Origin of the sequence: Luteibacter sp. 3190 (assembly GCF_031456385.1) — a bacterium.
Classification (GTDB): domain Bacteria; phylum Pseudomonadota; class Gammaproteobacteria; order Xanthomonadales; family Rhodanobacteraceae; genus Luteibacter.
Window position 1 is genome coordinate 213,950 of record NZ_JAVDUO010000003.1, and the last position, 17,473, is coordinate 231,422.

19 protein-coding genes are annotated in these 17,473 nt (G+C 63.6%); 9 read left to right on the forward strand and 10 right to left on the reverse strand.

Going from position 1 to position 17,473, the window contains the following annotated elements; all coding sequences use genetic code 11:
• Nucleotides 1-124 precede the first annotated feature (124 nt).
• Nucleotides 125-1,024 carry a LysR family transcriptional regulator gene (locus tag J2X58_RS13855; protein ID WP_310048888.1) on the forward strand — a complete coding sequence of 300 codons (900 nt, stop codon included), beginning with the start codon at nt 125-127 and terminating at the stop codon, nt 1,022-1,024.
• A 10-nt stretch (nt 1,025-1,034) separates the two neighbouring features.
• Here the strand turns inward: J2X58_RS13855 and J2X58_RS13860 are convergent, their stop codons facing one another.
• From J2X58_RS13860 to J2X58_RS13870, 3 genes are read right to left on the reverse strand one after another with little or no spacing between them, the layout of a single operon-like run.
• A complete protein-coding gene (locus J2X58_RS13860; protein WP_310048890.1) occupies nt 1,035-1,934 on the reverse strand; it encodes an SDR family oxidoreductase in 900 nt (299 codons plus the stop codon).
• 12 nt (nt 1,935-1,946) lie between these two features.
• On the reverse strand, nt 1,947-2,687 hold the full coding sequence (locus tag J2X58_RS13865) for an SDR family oxidoreductase (protein WP_310048892.1): 741 nt from the start codon (nt 2,685-2,687) through the stop codon (nt 1,947-1,949).
• Nucleotides 2,688-2,720: 33 nt separating this feature from the next.
• Nucleotides 2,721-2,933, reverse strand: coding sequence for a 4-oxalocrotonate tautomerase family protein (locus J2X58_RS13870; protein WP_090058120.1), 213 nt, complete (start codon nt 2,931-2,933; stop codon nt 2,721-2,723).
• A gap of 158 nt (nt 2,934-3,091) precedes the next feature.
• Here J2X58_RS13870 and J2X58_RS13875 point away from each other — a divergent pair, with 158 nt between their 5' ends.
• From J2X58_RS13875 to J2X58_RS13885, 3 genes are all read left to right on the forward strand, one after another.
• Nucleotides 3,092-3,985: a LysR family transcriptional regulator gene (locus J2X58_RS13875; protein ID WP_310048894.1), complete on the forward strand. Its 894-nt coding sequence runs from the start codon at nt 3,092-3,094 to the stop codon at nt 3,983-3,985.
• A gap of 231 nt (nt 3,986-4,216) precedes the next feature.
• A complete protein-coding gene (locus J2X58_RS13880; protein WP_310048896.1) occupies nt 4,217-5,068 on the forward strand; it encodes an alpha/beta hydrolase in 852 nt (283 codons plus the stop codon).
• A 158-nt stretch (nt 5,069-5,226) separates the two neighbouring features.
• Nucleotides 5,227-6,207, forward strand: coding sequence for an NAD(P)H-quinone oxidoreductase (locus J2X58_RS13885; RefSeq protein WP_310048898.1), 981 nt, complete (start codon nt 5,227-5,229; stop codon nt 6,205-6,207).
• Nucleotides 6,208-6,269: 62 nt separating this feature from the next.
• Here J2X58_RS13885 and J2X58_RS13890 read toward each other — a convergent pair whose 3' ends face one another.
• The gene (locus tag J2X58_RS13890) at nt 6,270-6,920 is read right to left on the reverse strand and encodes a hydrolase (RefSeq protein ID WP_310048901.1); all 651 of its coding nucleotides are present in this window, start codon (nt 6,918-6,920) and stop codon (nt 6,270-6,272) included.
• Between the two features lie 143 nt (nt 6,921-7,063).
• Between J2X58_RS13890 and J2X58_RS13895 the strand changes: the two genes are divergently transcribed.
• Together J2X58_RS13895 and J2X58_RS13900 are read left to right on the forward strand one after the other, a co-directional pair.
• Nucleotides 7,064-7,963 (forward strand): LysR family transcriptional regulator, encoded by a 900-nt coding sequence (locus J2X58_RS13895; RefSeq protein WP_310048903.1) that lies wholly within the window; start codon nt 7,064-7,066, stop codon nt 7,961-7,963.
• Between the two features lie 271 nt (nt 7,964-8,234).
• Nucleotides 8,235-8,711: a hypothetical protein gene (locus tag J2X58_RS13900; protein ID WP_310048905.1), complete on the forward strand. Its 477-nt coding sequence runs from the start codon at nt 8,235-8,237 to the stop codon at nt 8,709-8,711.
• Between the two features lie 225 nt (nt 8,712-8,936).
• On the opposite strand, the gene J2X58_RS13905 is transcribed toward J2X58_RS13900, so the two are convergent.
• From J2X58_RS13905 to J2X58_RS13930, 6 genes are all read right to left on the reverse strand, one after another.
• The gene (locus tag J2X58_RS13905; RefSeq protein ID WP_310048906.1) at nt 8,937-9,089 is read right to left on the reverse strand and encodes a hypothetical protein; all 153 of its coding nucleotides are present in this window, start codon (nt 9,087-9,089) and stop codon (nt 8,937-8,939) included.
• 63 nt (nt 9,090-9,152) lie between these two features.
• Nucleotides 9,153-10,205 carry an aldo/keto reductase gene (locus tag J2X58_RS13910; protein ID WP_310048908.1) on the reverse strand — a complete coding sequence of 351 codons (1,053 nt, stop codon included), beginning with the start codon at nt 10,203-10,205 and terminating at the stop codon, nt 9,153-9,155.
• Between the two features lie 15 nt (nt 10,206-10,220).
• Nucleotides 10,221-10,889: a LuxR C-terminal-related transcriptional regulator gene (locus tag J2X58_RS13915; RefSeq protein ID WP_310048910.1), complete on the reverse strand. Its 669-nt coding sequence runs from the start codon at nt 10,887-10,889 to the stop codon at nt 10,221-10,223.
• Nucleotides 10,890-10,907: 18 nt separating this feature from the next.
• Nucleotides 10,908-11,264 (reverse strand): response regulator, encoded by a 357-nt coding sequence (locus J2X58_RS13920; protein WP_310048912.1) that lies wholly within the window; start codon nt 11,262-11,264, stop codon nt 10,908-10,910.
• Nucleotides 11,265-11,363: 99 nt separating this feature from the next.
• Nucleotides 11,364-13,334 (reverse strand): PAS domain S-box protein, encoded by a 1,971-nt coding sequence (locus J2X58_RS13925; protein ID WP_310048914.1) that lies wholly within the window; start codon nt 13,332-13,334, stop codon nt 11,364-11,366.
• Nucleotides 13,335-13,397: 63 nt separating this feature from the next.
• Entirely contained in the window at nt 13,398-14,279 is an 882-nt protein-coding gene (locus J2X58_RS13930; RefSeq protein ID WP_310048916.1) for a helix-turn-helix transcriptional regulator, read from the reverse strand.
• 247 nt (nt 14,280-14,526) lie between these two features.
• Here J2X58_RS13930 and J2X58_RS13935 point away from each other — a divergent pair, with 247 nt between their 5' ends.
• The 3 genes from J2X58_RS13935 to J2X58_RS13945 all read left to right on the forward strand — a co-directional run bounded on the left by J2X58_RS13935 (nt 14,527) and on the right by J2X58_RS13945 (nt 17,394).
• The gene (locus tag J2X58_RS13935; RefSeq protein WP_310048918.1) at nt 14,527-15,558 is read left to right on the forward strand and encodes an alpha/beta hydrolase; all 1,032 of its coding nucleotides are present in this window, start codon (nt 14,527-14,529) and stop codon (nt 15,556-15,558) included.
• A 129-nt stretch (nt 15,559-15,687) separates the two neighbouring features.
• Nucleotides 15,688-16,428 carry an SDR family oxidoreductase gene (locus tag J2X58_RS13940; protein ID WP_310048920.1) on the forward strand — a complete coding sequence of 247 codons (741 nt, stop codon included), beginning with the start codon at nt 15,688-15,690 and terminating at the stop codon, nt 16,426-16,428.
• Between the two features lie 63 nt (nt 16,429-16,491).
• A complete protein-coding gene (locus tag J2X58_RS13945; protein ID WP_310048922.1) occupies nt 16,492-17,394 on the forward strand; it encodes an SDR family oxidoreductase in 903 nt (300 codons plus the stop codon).
• The last annotated feature ends 79 nt before the right edge of the window (nt 17,395-17,473 follow it).

Consider the following 17,473-nt stretch of genomic DNA (forward strand, 5'->3'; position numbering starts at 1 on the left):
TTCCTCGTTTTCGTGGGGACGAGGAAGAAGATAGGATGGCGCCAGCCGTGACTGAATAGCCGATTCATCAGTTCTTTGGTGACTCGCGATCACTAATTGAAGCACCCGGAGCCAGGAGTACCGCATGCCCACCGATGGCCGCTTGCTGGGGAATCTTTCCGTGCTGGTATCCGTGGTGGAGACCGGCAACTTCGCGCGTGCAGCCGAGGCGCTCGGTCTGTCGCCGTCCGGCGTGAGTCGCGCCGTGTCGAGGCTCGAGACGCGGCTCGGCGTGCGCCTCCTGCATCGGACGACGCGCTCGGTGACGCTGACGGACGAGGGCGAGCGGCTGTATGCGAAGGTCGGCCCGCTGTTGTCCGGCCTGGAGGATGCCGCCATGTCGGCGGCTGGCGACGCGCACGCCGTGCGGGGCCGTCTTCGCGTGAGTCTCGATCCGATGTTTTCGTGGCAGGTCGTCGCGCCACGTCTGGACGACTTCCTGCGTCGCTACCCGGAACTGGAGATCGAGATCGTCGCCCGCGACGAGCTCGGCGACCTCATCAGCGAGGGCATCGACGTCTCCGTGCGCTTCGGCGAGCCGCCAACGTCGTCGCTGGTGGCACGCAAGCTGCTCGACACCCGCGTGATCACCGTCGCCACACCCGCCTATCTCGTGGCGCACGGCACGCCGAAGACGCCGACGGACCTCGCCCGACATCGCTGCCTGCAGTTCCGCGACCCGGTGACGCGCCGGCCCTTCGAATGGGAGTTCCATCGACGCGGCAAGGTGGTGACGGTGGAGACCGACGGGCCGTTGCTCGTCAACGATTCCGGCACGATGACCGCGGTATGCCTCGCCGGGGTCGGCATCGCGCAGCTGCTCGCCGTCAGCGTGCGCGATGCCGTCGCGGATGGACGTCTGGTCGAATTGTTTCCCGACTGGCCCGACGAGACGTTTCCGCTCTACGCGTTCTATCCCTCGCGCCGGAACGCGCCGCCAAAGGTGCGCGCGTTCGTCGACTTCTGCGTGGAGCTGGCCGGCTGAAGCGACGACCTCAGCTCGACACTCGCGGATGCTTCAGTCCCGCGAACCCGATGCGATGCAGGAACTCCGAGCGCACCCGATCGATCACCGCGTACGACACGGCGGCGCCGTCGCTGGCGGGGTCGACCACCACGCGGAACGGGCGCTTGCCGAAGGGTGCGTTCACGACGTTTACGACGGCATCGGCGACCGACGCCGGATCGGCGTCGTCGGGCACCGTCTTCGCCAGCGCCGCGAGCATGTCGTCGGCGAAGCCGGCAGGCAGCGCGGCGTCGTACTCCGCCGCGCGCGCCTTGTCCGATGGCGAGCCCGCGTGGGCGAAGTGATTCGTGCCCTTGGTGAACGCGCCTGGCACGACGATGGACGTCTCGATGCCCCATGGCGCGAGCTCGCGCGCATAGCAGACGGCCAGGGCATCCATGCCGGCCTTCGCGGCGAAGTAGGGCCCGAGCATCGGCGGGACACCGCCCGCGGCGCTGCTGCTGCCGATCCATACGACGAGGCCCTTGCCCTCCTTTCGCATGGACGGAAGAGCCGCGCGGTTGACGCGTTGCGCGCCGAGGACGTTGACGTCGTAGAGGTGTGCGAGGTCGTCGGGCGAGAACGCTTCGCTCGGACCCCACACCATATGCCCGGCGTTGTGGATCAACACGTCGAGCCTGCCGTGTTCGGCGACGATGGCGTCGATCGCCGACTGCGCCGAGGCCTCGGACTGGACGTCGAGCTCGATGGTTCGTAGATCGACCTCATGCGCTTTTGCGTAGGCGGCCACTTCCGCGATCTGGCTCGCGTTCTTGCCGCCGAGGTCGCGCATCGAGGCGTACACCGTGTGCCCCGACGCGGCGAGGGCGTTGGCCATCAGGCGGCCGAAGCCGCTCGATGCACCCGTGACGAGAATGGTCTGCTTCATGGGCACGCCTCCTCAGACGACGCCGCCGTTGACGCGGAGCACCTGGCCGTTGATCCAGCCGCCGTCCGGGCCGACGAGCATGGACACGACGCGCGCGATGTCATCGACCTCGCCGAGTCGGCCGAGCGGGATCATCTGGCGGATGCGATCGAGCGTCGCCTGGTCCTTGCCCTCCAGGAAGAGGTCGGTGGCGACGGGGCCTGGAGCGACGGCGTTCACGGTGATCTTCCGCGCGCCGAGCTCCTTCGCCACGATGTGCGTCAGCGCCTCCACCGCCGCCTTCGTGGCGGCGTAGACGCCATACGTCGGCTGGTAGAGTCCGACCACGCTGGTCGAGAAGTTGACGATGCGACCGGCTTCGCGAAGGCGCCGGGCGGCTTCGCGCACGCCGTTGAACGTGCCCTTGAGGTTGATCGCGATGGTCTCGTCGAACGTCGCGTCATCGGTCTGGGCGACCGGCGCCAGCTTCATGATGCCGGCGTTGTTCACCAGCACGTCGACACCGCCGTAGCGCGTCTCCGCCGCGTCGAACATGCGCTTGATGGCCTGCGGGTCGCCGACGTCCGCCTGGCAGGAAATCGCGCGGCCGCCCGCCTTCTCGATCGTTTCGACCAGCTCGGCGGCCGGTTTCGCGTTGTTCGCATAGTTCACGACGACGGTGAAGCCGTCGCGCGCGAGACGCGCGGCGATGGCGGCGCCTATGCCACGCGATGCGCCGGTGACGATCGCGACCTTGTCGTTCGAAGTAGTCATGTCGATGGCTCCTGTAAGGATGGAAAGGGCGGATCAGTCCTTCACGCGATAGGCGTCGGGGATGGTGAAGACCTCGTCGGCACGGGCGTAGCCGCCGTCCTTGATCTCTTCGATCAGGACCATCGTGTGCGGCCGGGCGGCCTCCGAGAAATAGTCCACGAGCATCGCGGTTGTGCGATGGACGAGCTCTTCCTTCTGGGCGCGGGTGAGGGCGGCCTCGGGGAGTTTGAAGTTGGCAAAGGGCATGGTCGTGTCTCCGGATTCGCTGTGTCAGAGGGATGTGGCGGGCCTCGTCCTTTTGGGAGATGCCCGGCACCCACTAAGTTAGGCGTTATCGAAAATGGCGCTAGAATGCCGATCCAAACATCACTGTTTCACCAGACCTAACAATCGGGGCACGGATCGTGGATCGGATCGAGGTCATGCGGCTGTTCGTGAGGATCGTGGAGCGCGGGAGCTTCGCGCAGGCGGCCCGGGATCTCGTGATACCTCGCCCCACCGCTACGCACGCCATCCAGCACCTCGAGGCCGACCTCGGCGTCCGCCTGCTGGAGCGCACCACGCGCAGCGTCCGGCCGACACTCGACGGCGCGCTCTACCACGAGCGCTGCGTCCGCCTGCTGGCCGACCTCGACGAGATGGAAAGCGTGTTCCGCGATCCGGAGCCGAAGGGGCCCTTGCGCGTCGACATGCAGGGCACGATCGCGCGCTTCTTCATCCTTCCCGCCTTGCCGGGATTCATGGCGCGCTATCCGGGGATCGCGCTCAACCTGAGCGAGTCCGACCGCATGGTCGATCTCATCACCGAAGGCTTCGATTGCGTCGTGCGTGCGGGTGACCTGCCCGATTCCACGCTTATGGGACGCCGCGTCACCGTCTTCGAGCAGGTGACGCTGGCGAGCCCCGCCTATCTCGCGCGGCACGGCACGCCCACGACACCGGATGACCTCGACGGCCATCGCATGGTCGCGTACAGCACGTCCGCCACCGGCAAGCCTTATCCGATGGACTTCACGGTGGACGGGCAGCTGCGCGAGATTCCCCTGCCCTTCGACGTCGTCGTGCGTGGCGCGGAGATCTACACGGCGGCGGGCGTGGCGGGTCTGGGGCTGATCCAGGTACCGCGGTATCGCGTGGCGGAACAGATCGCGACGGGGACACTCGTGCCGATCCTCGAGGCCTTCCCGCCGGAGCGGATGCCCGTGTCGGTGCTGTATCCGCAGAACAGGCACCTCTCGCCGCGCGTGCGGGTGTTCATCGACTGGCTCGCGGGGGTCTTCGAGGCCGCCGCCCCGTAAGGCCTCCCGGAATCACCCCCACCCTGCCATTGTTTCGCCCGGTATTGCCTGCACGCTTGGGCTTCGACGATCGTGTCATACCTGCAGGGGGTTGCAATGAACTGGCTACGCGCACTCGCCGTGCTCGTCATCGCTTTGATGTCGTCCGTGGCTTCGGCGACCACAGGATCCGAGCCGCTTCGGGATCGCCAGCAGCGCCCGTGGCAACCGCCGGCGCCTGCTGAGTCCGTCATGCTTTGGCCGAAGGGCCATGCGATCGCCCCGCCGGCAACGCCGGGCGACGAGGTGTACGGGCTCGGCCCGAAGGACATCGCCGGAAAGCCGGTGACGTTCGTCCAGCACGTGTCGACGCCGACGATGAGCATCTTCCGGCCAAAGGGATTCAACACGGGCGCGGCCGTCGTCGTGTTTCCGGGCGGAGGCTATCGCGTGCTCGCCATCGATCTGGAAGGCACGGAGGTGTGCGACTGGCTTACCACCAAAGGGATCACGTGCGTCGTCCTGAAATACCGCGTGCCGGGCTCAGGCCCGTACTGGAACGACGAGTGCGACTGCCGCCGCGATCCACGCGAGCCGATGGCCCTGCAGGACGCGCAACGAGCGATCAGTCTGCTGCGAACGCGTGCCGCCTCGCTCGGCATCGATCCGCACCGCATCGGCGTGCTCGGCTTTTCCGCCGGCGGAAGGATGGTCGCCGACGTCAGCCATCACGCCATGCGCAGCTACCGCGCCTTGGACGACGCCGATAAGGTGAGCGTGCGTCCCGATTTCGCCATCGCCCTGTATCCCGGTCACCTGTGGACCGAGCCGGGCCTCACGCTGGATCCCGACGTGACGATCGACCCGCACGCACCACCGACGTTCATCGTGCAGGCGGAAGACGATCCGACCGACGACATCCGCGAATCGCTGACGTACTACCTTGCGTTGCAGAAAGCGAAGATCCCGGTGGAGATGCACCTGTACGCGGAGGGCGGGCATGCGTTCGGCCTTCGACGCACGGAGGATCCCGTGACACGCTGGCCGGAACTGGCCGAGGTCTGGATGCGGACCATCGGCGTTCTGCCTGCGGTATCACGCTGACGAACTTGCGCCAGGATCGAGCCGACTACCCAGCCCTTCTTCACGCCCGATGAGCGCTCGCAGGTGCAGGTTAGCGGGGCCTTCCGATTGAAAGATGGACGACTGATGAAACTACGCAAAGACCTCGACGGAACGACGCGAACCACGAGAGCCGGTGCATGAAAGCCATCGACTTCGCGGAGTTCGGCGAGCCCGAGGTCCTCAGGCTGGTGGATGTTCCGGAGCCGGTGGTTCGCGCCAGCGACCTGTTGGTGCGCGTTCGCGCGGCTGGCGTGAACCGTGCGGACCTGCTCCTGCGAACGGGACATTACGGCCGGCCCGACTTCGGCGATTCGCACCTCATTGGCCTGGAGATCGCCGGCGAGGTCGTCGCCAAGGGGCCCGACGTCGCGGGCTACGAGGTGGGTGACCGCGTGATGGGTATCACCGGCGGCGGTGCCTATGCCGAACTCGCCCGCCTGGACTATCGCATGGCCATGCCGGTGCCGGACGGCATCGAAGACGTGCATGCGGCGGCGATTCCCGAGGTGTTCGTGACGGCGCACGAGGCGCTGTTCCATCTGGGGAAGCTGCAGCCTTCCGAGGCGGTGCTCGTGCACGCTGCGGCGGGTGGCGTCGGATCCGCCGCCGTGCAACTCGCCCATGCCGCCGGAGCACACGTGTTCGCCACCACGCAGGCGGCGAAGCGCGACCGCGTGCTGGCACTGGGTGCCGACATCGTCATCGACTACAAATCGGACGACTTCGTCGCGGCGGTGGAAAGCGAAACCGGTGGCGACGGTGTCGACGTGGTCGTCGACTTCATCGGCGCGCCGTACCTGGACCGTAACCTTCGCTCGCTACGTCACGGCGGCCGCCTCGTGCAGGTGGGCCTCTTGGGCGGCGGCGCGGGCGCGACGCTCGACATGGAGCGCCTGCTCTACCGTCACCTGCAGATCCTCGGCACGGTGATGAAGACACGGCCGCAGGCGGTCAAACAGGCGATGGTGGCGCGCTTCCGCGAAGCGTGGTTCGCACGCTTCGCGGACGGCACGCTGTCGCCGCTGATCGATCGGGTGTACCCGCTCGCCGAGGCCGCGGCAGCGCACCGCCGCATGGAAACGAACGAGAGCATCGGAAAGATCGTCCTCCGTATGTGACGGTTGCGTGCTCGATGGAGAGGCCGACGGTCCGTCTCCAGCGAGCCGGCCTTAGCCCTCGCTCAGCCTGCGGAGCCGGGAAGCGTGTTCAGCAGTTGCTGCTCCCACTGGTATGCGATACCGCTTCCGCCGAGGTGGGCGATGAAGATCTCGGTGAGTTCCTGTACGTGTTCCGTACGGGCCCAGTCGCGTTGCCAGTCGCCGGCGAGCGCCATCCACGTCATGACGTTGGCGCCAGCGGCGATCATTCGCTGGATGGCCACTTCGTGTGACTCCTTCGAGATGCCGCCCGAGGCGTCGGTGATGACGGAGACATCCCAACCGTCGCCCAGCGCATGAATGACCGGCATCGCGACGCAAACCTCCGTCCACAGTCCGGCGATGATCAACTGTTTGCGGCCCGTGGCCTTGACCGCGTCGACGACGTTCTTGTCTTCCCACGTGTTCACCCACGTACGGTCGATCACTTCCTGGTCGGGGAACACGTCCGTGATGCTCTTGAAGAGATAACCACCGCGGGCGGCAAGCACGCTCGTCAGGATCGTCGGCACCCTGAAGGCCTTCGCCAGCTTGGCCAACGCCGTGACGTTGTTGACGATGGCTTGCGTATCGTGGCTACCGACACCTGCGAGCTGGTAGGCCTGGTGGTCGATGAGCACGAGGACCGAGTCCTCCGGTCGGAGAAGCGAATCGAGTCCGTTGCGGAATGCCATGGTAGTCCTCTGGTGTCGTTAGATGAGATGCTCTGCGAAGGTTGGCCATCGCCGTGGCGAACCCCTCGTAGACAGTGCCATCGTCATCCCAGGCGAGGTAGCACCGCAGAACGCGACGTGACGTCGCCTAATGGGGAACACCTATGGAAACCGATGATCTGAGAACGTTCGTTGAGGTGACGGAAGCGGGGGGCGTGTCGTCGGCGGCGAGGCGGCTCGGCGTCACCAAGTCCGTCGTCAGCCGACAGATCGTCCGGCTCGAGACCGAGCTGGGTGTTCAACTGCTTTCACGGAGCACGCGCGGCGCGGTGGTTACCGCAGCCGGAGCGATCTTCCGCGAATACGCGGCGAGGATCTGCCGCGATATCGACACGGCGCTGGAGAGCATCGCACCCGAAGGCGAGTTGCGAGGCCGACTTCGCATCGCGGCGCCACTGACGTTCGGTCCGACGCATCTGGCACCCGTGCTGGCGAGCATGGCGACACGCCATCCCCGGCTGCACATCCATACGTCCTACAGCGACAGGTTCGTCGACCTGCTCTCCGAAGGCTTCGACTGCGCCATCCGCTTCGGTTACATGCCCGACTCCAATCTGGTCGCGCGAAGGGTCGGACCCATCTTCGGAAAGCTCGTGGCGAGTCCGGCCTATATCCGCGCGCACGGAGCTCCGGAAACGCCCGACGACATCGTCGAGCACGAGGCGTTGATGCAGGGAACGGAAAGCTGGACCTTCATGGACGGCGACCGCGCGATCACCGTGAGGCCGCGAGGCAAGTTCAAGAGCGACAACGGCACCGCACTCGTCGCCGCGGCGCTGGCCGGCCTCGGCATCGCCTATCTGCCCGACGGCATCACCCATGCCCACGTGGCGTCGGGCGACCTCGTACCGATCATGACGCGATTCCCGCTACCCGTCGCCGGCGTGTTCGTCGTTCGCCCGCCCGGACCTCAGGCACCTCGCACGGTACGCGCGCTGACCGACATGCTCATCGAGTGTTTCGATGCGCATGATGCGAGCGACGACTCGCCGCCACCGGCTTAAGTACCGGCCGTCACTCAAGGCCTATTCCACGTTGACCTCCTACGCCCGAAGTCGCATGCTGATTGTCACCTCCGGCTGGACCAAGCGCGTGGCCGATCAGATTCACCATTAGGCAATGCGCAAGAGTTGACCTCAGCGCGTTGTCAGGGCCATTTGAGGTCACCACCAGATTGCCGATGAATGGTTCCTGGCGTCAGACTGCCAAGGTGCGCCTCCTGCCAAAGGCGGATCGTTCCGAAACTGGATATTTCAACCACCTCGCGGGCGAAAGATGAGCTTTGACCTGTATCTGCAGCGATTCGAGTATGGGGACTCGGCAGAAGTCAGCCGACCTGAGGTCCTCGCGGCTCTTCGGCGACATAGCCAGGTTGCTGCTGACAAGTTCGGCTTCTATGTAGTCGACTTTGCGGATGGCTCCAGTGTTGAGTTCTCGGCCAAGGGCCTCGAAGGCCACGAGAACTTCACAGGTTGCGCATTTCTTATCCGGGGTTTCTCCCAGTGCATTGTTGAACTCGTGTTCGACGTCGCAAAGGCAGGCGGCATGGTCATCTTGAACGCGCAGGGGAATGGGAGTGCTGCGAATCCCATCGCGATACTCACCGATGCGTCACAAGCTAGTCATCTGCCCAGCGAAGGGTTACCCAACCCCGTCCTATGCGGGTCCAGTCAGCATCTGAGCAGTCTGCTTGGGGTTGGTCATCAGCAGTGGCAGAGATTTCGCGATCAAGTGATGGGTAAAGCGCCCTAGCACGTGGTCTGGGTCGGCCTACCGCCGAGCGCAGGTGGTTCAACCGCCCCCCGTAAGGCCCCTGGCTGGAAAAATGTTACGAGTTTGCGGAGTCGGCGCTCCACCTCGCGGCAACCATTTTTCTTCCTACCGCCGTACCCAAACCCGTTGTTGCTGGCGTCATGCTGACGGCGGACAGCCTTTTGTCACGACGGGAGGCATCGTGGCGATGACCCTTATTTGAGCTCAGAATAATTCCCCCTGCGGCGAGAACACCCGCGGCGCCACGAACCTCGATGTATCCAGCACCGTATCCCACGCTCGATGCAGCCCGGCCTTGCGCGCCGCGACCTGCACGCGCTTGCGGATGATGTCCGCGAAGATGCCGTGGCCGCGCATACGCGTGGCGACGTTGCTGCGGTGGTCCTTGATCGACGGTATCGATAGCCAAGACCGCGCCGTTCAGCGTGTCTTGCCAGCCCATAAGTCCACCGGGCCGAAGCGATCGGCGCCCTGCGTCTCCAGCATCCAGCCCGGGTATTCGCGGGGAAGCTCACTCGCTTCGGAAAGCGAAGCCAGTTCCGCCTCGGTCAGCTCGACGTCGACGGCTGAGAGGTTGTCCTCGAGCTGGCTGAGCCGCTTCGCTCCAACGATCACCGAGGTCACAACGTTGCGGGAGAGCAGCCAGGCCAGGGCGATCCGCGCGATGCTGCAGCCTCGGGAGCGGGCGATAGGTTCCATGGCTTCGATCACATCCCACGCCCGATCCTTGTCGACGATAGGGAAGTCGAAGGCGGATCGACGAGACCCCTCTGGATTCTGGTTCGTGCGGCTGAACTTTCCGGACAACAATCCACCGGCCAGCGGACTCCAGACGAGCAGGCCGAGCTTCTGATATTCCATCAGAGGGACGAGTTCCCGCTCGAGGTCGCGGCCCGCAATGGAGTAATAAGCCTGCACTGTTTCGAATCGCGCATAGTCTTTAGTTGTCGCGATACCGTTGGCCACTGCGATACGCCAGGCAGCCCAGTTGGACACCCCGATATAGCGCACCTTGCCCTGTGTGACCATGTCATCAAGCGCACGCATGGTTTCCTCGATCGGCGTCAGGACATCGGTCGCGTGGATCTGATACAGGTCGATGTGATCGGTCTGAAGACGCTTCAGACTGGCTTCGACAGCATCCATGAGATGACCGCGGGACGCGCCTACGTCGTTTCGACCCTGGCCCATGCGGCTGTAGCCCTTGCTTGCAAGGACGACCTCGGTGCGGGGTACGCCAAGATTCTTGAAGGCCTGACCGAGGCTTTTCTCGCTCTCGCCGGCGGAATACACGTCAGCCGTATCGAAGAAGTTGATCCCGCCGTCAATACATGCCCTCACCAGCTCATCGGCGCCGGCCTGGTCGACATTGCCGATATGCTTGTAAACACCACCCGCGCCACCGAATGTCATGGTGCCGAAGCACAGCCGCGAGACCAATAATCCAGTGTTTCCGAGCTGTTTGTATTTCATGATTTTCACCCTTCTTCAGTCAGTGGTCCGCGCGCGTCCATAGCGGCTTTGGTTTTCGCGCGCTCCAAGCTTCTCGGCCATGCGGACAAGATCGGCGAGTGAGTCCGCCTTCATTTTCCGCATGGCATTACCGCGATGAATCTTTACGGTGATCTCGCTAATGGCGAGTTGCCCCGCGATCTGCTTGTTCATCAGACCAGCGGCAACCAGGCCAAGGACGTCGCGCTCGCGCGGCGTCAGCGTGGCAAAGCGGTCGCGAAGTTCGGCATGAGCGCCTTCCTCCCGTCGCCGACGTTCGCCGGTGGCAATCGCTTCTCGGACCGCCGCAAGGAGATCCTCTTCACGAAATGGCTTAGGCAGGAACGTGATCGCACCGGCGCGCATCCCACGCACCGTCATGGGGACGTCGCCATGGCCGCTCATCAGCACAATGGGGATTGAAAGCTGGTCCTGCAGGAGCTCCTCCTGGAAATCGAGACCATTCGCGCCCTTGAGCCTCACGTCCAGGACCAGACACGCCACTGCTCCGTAGCTACCGCGGTCTCTGAACTCTGCGGGACCACTGAATATCTCGACCGTGTGGCCGCACGAGCGCAGCAAGTTGGCGATGGACAACCGTACGTCCTCGTCATCATCGATAACGCATACCGGCAAGTCGATTTCGTCATTCGCGGAGTTCGTCATGCTGTGTACGTCTTTTCGCTATCGGCTCGCCGTGCCACCGGTCAACACGGTGCGTATGAGAGCCAGAAGGTTTTCCGGATCGACCGGCTTACACAGGAATGCGTGAACGCCAAGCTGTGTCGCCTGCGCACGAGCTTCCGCCGTGCCGAATGCGGTCATGAGCACTACCGGGAGGTCCCGCCGCCGTGTCCGTACTTCGTGCAGGAGGCCCAAACCACTCATGCCCCGCATGTGGAGGTCGCTGACGATGAAATCCGCCATGGGCAACCACTGCGACGCCAGCAGGTCTTCGGCGGCACGGAAGGTCGCCACTGACATGCCGACGGAATCGAAGAAGGAGGCGATGCTCTCCCGGACCTCGTCGTCGTCGTCCACAATGCACACGCGTGCCTGTGTAATCACAACCGTGTACCTCTCACGCCTTCCGCAACATGGTCTCCATCATGGCGATTCCAGCTGTGAGGCCAATAACATCTAGATATGAGTAGCAGGGAGACCAGGAAGGACGGTGCAGGCTGGCAAGCTGAATGCCACGGTTGCCCCGGCGCCTTCATTGTTCTGGGCCCAGATGGTCCCGCCGCCGGCCTCGATAATGGTTCGGCAGATGGACAGTCCCATCCCCATCCCATCCGACTTCGTGGTAAAGAACGGTTCGAAGATCGTCGTTCCCTGCCCGTCCGGAAAGCCCGTCCCGCAGTCGCGCACGTGAACCGCCACGTCGCCAGCGGGAAGCACCTTCACGTAGACGCAAAGCTCTCGTGTCGATCCAGTCGAACTCACCATTGCCTGAATGCCGTTGATGATGAGGTTCACGAGCACCTGCTGAATTTGGACCCGGTCCGCCCTGACCTTCGGCACCGGGGCGACGGGACGATTCCAGACAATCTGGACGGCTTGAGCTGCCGCCTCACGCCGGGTAATTGAAAGTGCGCCGTCGATCAGGTCAAGAAGGTCCACGTCCTCGGCCTGCGGCTCGGCTTTTCGGGCCAGGGACCGGACCCGGCCGATGACTTCCGCGGCACGCGTTCCGTTTGAAACGATACTCGCGAGGCACTTTTCCACTTCATCCAGGCGAGGCTCATCCCGATCGACCCACCGGCTAGCCGACTTCGCGTAGTTGATGATGGCGGTCAGTGGCTGGTTGACCTCATGCGCAATCGACGCGGCGAGTTGTCCAAGCATCGACACGCGCCCGGCATGTGCGAGTTCCGCCGAGGCTTGTTCAAAGCGCGCCCGAGCGTGATTTCGCTCGGTAACGTCGAACGCCATCACCAGGACATGCGACCAGTCCCGGCTCTCTGGAAGGAGCGTTACCCTGAGGACGATGTCGGCAACCCTGCCGTGGAACGTTTTCAGGCGGGTCTCGGCTTCGACCGAGGTCTCCCCGTCTGCGAGGGCAGCCAGGATGGTCGAGAACGCCCCCACACCGGACTCCAGATACCGTCCGCATAAATTCGCGCCAGCCAGCTCCTCCCGGTGTCGAACACCGAAGAGATCCGCGGCTGCCTGATTCGCATGGCGAATAACCCCGGCCTGTATTGCAGGCCCAACGATCTCAGGGTGGGACGCGAGCCAAGGGCGTAGGTCACCCGGCGGGGCTGCATGAAGCACCGCACCAACCGTTTGCGACCAGTCCGACTCCCACATGGCAAAGCCGGCGGAGTCGAAGATCGCCCGGTACCGCCGCTCGGACGCAAGACGTTCGGTGTCCGAGCGAAGACGTGCGGTGAGGTCGGAACTCGATTCGATGATGCCGACGGGGCGGCCTTCGGGGTCGCGACGAAGCAGCCATCGGCTTGCCAGTACCAGACGGGTACCGTCCCGGCGGGTGCGGACGACCTCGCCCGACCAGTGACCGTCCGTTCGCAGGCATTCGTCCACGTCGGGATCATCGTATTCGCAACGCAGAAGCTCGCTGCTTTTCTTCCCCAGCGCTTCGTGTCGTGCCCAGCCGTAGAGAAGCTCCGCGCCCTCGTTCCAATAGAGGATAACGTCCTCGTTACTCCGGATGATGACCGTATCGTGCGAAAGCTCGAGAATACGCGCCTGCTCGCCGAGGGTGGTGCGCGAAGACCGGTCACGAAGCGACAGCAGCGTTGTGATTCCGATCGCCACCAGACTGACCACGAAGCGCGAATAGGCACCGTTGGTCGGATGCGAAAGGTGCCCGATCAGGAAGGCGGCGGTCGTCAGTACTCCGGTCGTGATGCCGCTGGCGATGACATAACGACCGCCGAGCGGCGCGACCACGAGCACTACAGCGATGTAGAGAACAGCTACCGCGCCGTCGAGCGACTGCCGCAAATCCAGCGCGAGGATACAAATCGCAAGCACGGTCGCCGCGAGCAATAGCGCAGGCCGGCGTGCGGCCGGAGAACGATTTCTGACGAGTGCAACCGTATTGTCCGCCAACATCGACCTGGCCATCAGCGAGCGTCGATGCATTTTCGGCAGCCGGGTTTGCGGTGTCGCTCGCGAAATTGCGCCGAACTGTCGCCGGATTGCGGGTTAGCGGGACTTTCGCGAGCGAAACGCCTGCGGCGAGACACCGTAGGCCCGACGGAAGGCCGCTGCGAAATGCCCGGGGTTTCCATACCCGCAATCCAACGCAACATCGGTGACGCTACGTGCTCGGTCGTCCAACAGGACCCGGGCCCGCTCCATGCGGAGCCGTGTCAACCGCTGAAACGGTGTTTCGCCGAAGGTGTCCTTGAAGACCCTCAGGAAGTGGAACTTGCTCAATCCGACTTCGGCGGCCAGCGCATCCAGGCTCAGATCAAACGAGAGGGAGGAGCGCATCAACCCATCGATTATCGCCATGCGCCCTGGATCGCGACCAAGCGATCCCATGGGACGAATCCGAGCGTGAAACTGAAGGAGATGGCTGGCCAGAAAATGTACGGCGGAGTCGGCGTAGAGGCTGGGCATTTTCAACTCGACCGCGCGGCGCAGACTCTGGAGTACGGATTCCACGACCGGATCGGGAAAGGTCAGCTGGTGCGGCAGACGGATCTCATCCGTCCACGAGGGATCGAGCTTCGCGACGTCCGCAAGCGTCGAAGCAGGAATGTGCAGTTGCAAAGTCTCCTGGTCTCGCGCACCCCACCACCGAAGACTGACCTCCTCGCCGGGCGCAGTCATTCCGATGTCGCCCTTGGCATAACGAGCGCGCTGCCACTTGCCGGCGTACAGGCCCTCGATCTCACAGCCTCCTCGTGTGACGAGCACGATGAGGTGGTCGTTGGTCGGTGCGGTGACAAGGCTCTCTACTTCGGTGGGTTCTTCGTAGCTGCGGAGCAGGAGGTCCCTCCATCCGAGCTCCCAGCTGCACAGCGACATACGTCCCTGAAGTGTCTGACTAGCGGCCACGCTCTGCGGTGAAATTGCCATGTCGATATCCCCGTGCCAACGCGCAGGGAGCGATCCCCTACCTAGATATTAGATCCAACGACGGATCGGCCTATCTTGTTCATTTCATGCCTGAATTCAGGTGTCTATGGACGCTTCGCGAGTGTCCCCCGGGCGTGTAACACCTAGGCATGAATTGTCGGCAAGCGATTGCCTGAGCCTCAATGTTCTCGCCGACATTGGCACCAGCGGCCCTTGGCCCACGTGAACACTTCCCAGGAAAACCGCCATGAACCGCCTCACTAAGATCGCGTCCCTTCTCATTGGAGCAACTGTCATGACCCAGCCCGTTCTTGCCCAGGACATCGCCAACGACTCCCACCTCGATCCGCAGGTGAAGCAGTTCCTGGAGAAGATCAACAAGGACCCAAGCCCGTTCTGGGAGCTTCCGCAGCCGAAGCCGCAAGACATTCTTACCGGCATCCAGGAGCAGACCAAGGTCGACATGTCCGGTGTGACAACTTCCGAACGCACCATCACCCAGAACGGGCAGACGGTGAAGATCTACATCATGAAGCCCGATCACACCGCCCCTAAGCCGGGCGTCCTCCTCTTCATCCACGGCGGTGTCTGGATCGTAGGTAACTTTCAGAACCACCAGCGCATCCTGCGCGACCTCGTCGTCGGGTCCGGCCAGGTCGGTGTGTTCGTCGAATACACCCCGCTGCCCCAGGCGAAGTTCCCGACTCAGCTCGAGCAGTCTTATGCCGTGCTGGAATGGATCGCCGCGAACGGCAAGGAACTCGGCGCCGATGGTAGCCGCATCACGGTCGCGGGCAACTCCGTAGGCGGCAACATGACTGCCGCGCTGACCCTCATGACCAAGGATCGTAAAGGCCCGAAGATCGACTACCAGGTCCTTCTCATCCCCGCTACCGACGCCAGCGTCGATACCGACTCGTATCACCAGTTTGCAACCGGTCACTTCCTCGCCCGTGACTTCATGAAGTACGGCTGGGACCTGTACGCGCCGGACGCGAAAACCCGCGACAACCCGTACGTATCGCCTCTGCGCGCTTCGAAGGAAGAGCTGACTGGCCTGCCGCCGGCACTCGTCATCACCGCAGAGAACGACCCTCTTCGTGACGAAGGCGAAGCCTACGCCCGCAAGCTGAAGGAAGCAGGCAACGCGGTCACGGCCGTTCGCTATAACGGCACCATCCACGACTTCGTCTTCCTGAACGCGCTGCGCGAAGTCCCGTCGACGAAGGCTGCTCTTCAACAGATCAGCGACGGCATCCGAGAGCACAACGCGAAGTGATGTCCAGGGCGCGCACTCCTGGGTGCGCGCCTCTCCTCTCGCGAAGACCGATGCACGGCGTCTCCGCGTCACAAGATCTTCGGTCCGATATCCGGAGATCGCCCTCTATCATCCTAAGGAGTCAAGAGCATGGGCAGCACCTCGGGTAAGGTTGCCATCGTTACCGGTTCGTCGCGCGGCATCGGCGCGGAACTGGTTGTCCGACTCGCGCGCGACGGGTTCAAAGTCGTACTGAACTACTCGGGCAACGCCGAGGCGGCCAACAAGATTCTGGCGACGATCAAGGCAGCCGGCGGCGATGGCATCGCCGCACAGGCCGACGTCTCCGATCCGACGGCAGTCAAAGCGATGTTCGACGCCGCGGAATCCACTTTCGGTGGCGTCGACGTGGTCATCAACTGCGCGGGCATCCTTACCCTCGCAAAGATCGAAGACTTCGATGACGCCACCTTCGACAAGGCCATGGCCGTCAACGTCAAGGGCACGTTCAACTCCTGCCGCGAAGCCGCCAGGCGGATTCGTAAGGGTGGCCGGATCATCAATTTCTCCACCAGCGTGATCGGCGTTCGCCTCCCCACCTACGGCGTTTACGCGGCGACCAAGGGCGCCGTCGAGGCCCTGACCTCGGTACTGGCCCAGGAGATGCGTGGTCGCGAAGTCAGTGTCAACGCGGTCGCGCCGGGCCCGGTGGCGACCGAACTATTCCTGCACGGCAAGAGCCCCGAACTGATCGACCATATGGCTAGGCTGAATCCCCTGGAGCGCCTCGGGCAGACGAACGACATCGCCAATGTGGTCTCGTTTCTGGCAGGTCCGGAAGGCGCCTGGATCAACGGTCAGACCATCCGCGCGAATGGCGGCATGTGCTGAAGACGCAACCGTGCGCGTTCAGTCACGCCCGAGCCGTTGCCACCCCACCAGGGATCTCATCGTATGAACAAGAAAATCATTCTGATTACCGGTGCGTCCAGCGGCTTCGGTCGCCTCGCCGCAGAAGCTCTGGCAAGGGCTGGACACACCGTCTACGCGTCGATGCGCGACGTAGCCGGCCGCAACGCAAGGAACGTCGCGGAATTGGCGGAAACGTCTCGCCTCGGCGGTATCGATCTCCGCGCGATCGAGCTCGACGTCCAGTCGGAGTCATCCATCGAATCCGCGGTGAGCAAGATCATCGCCGACAGCGGCAAGATCGACGTGATGGTTCACAATGCCGGCCACATGGTCTTCGGTCCCGCTGAAGCGTTCACACCCGAACAATTCGCGGAGCAATATGACGTAAACGTCTTGGGTACGCAGCGGGTTAATCGAGCGGTCCTGCCGCATATGCGCGCCGCGAAACAGGGACTCTTGCTCTGGATCTCAAGCAGCAGTTCCGCCGGCGGGACGCCGCCGTATCTGGCGCCGTACTTCGCCGCCAAGGCGGCGATGGATTCCCTGGCGGTGGTTTACGCCCGTGAACTCGTGCGCTGGGGCATCGAAACAACCATCGTCGTCCCCGGCGCCTTCACGAAAGGCACGAACCACTTCGCACATTCCGGTCGGCCGGGAGACAAGGCGCGTCTTGCCGAATACGAAGCCGGCCCGTACAAGGCTTTCGGCGAACAGGTGATGAAGGCGTTCTCGGAGATCGTCCCCGAAGACGCCGACCCCTCCGGTGTTGCAGCCGAGATGGTGCGGGTCGTCGACCTACCTTTCGGCAGCCGACCATTCCGCGTCCATTACGATCCCACCGAAGATGGCGCGAGCATCAGCTTTCCGGTGATCGATCGGCTGCGTGCAGAGATGCTGCACCGGGTTGGTTTTCCCGATCTGCTCAAGCCGGCCAATCTAGCTTAAGAGTTTCAATAGGCGGCGCCCTCGCGCCGCCGCTCCCGGACTCCCGGAACTAGGCCTGACGTAATACGCGGACCATCTT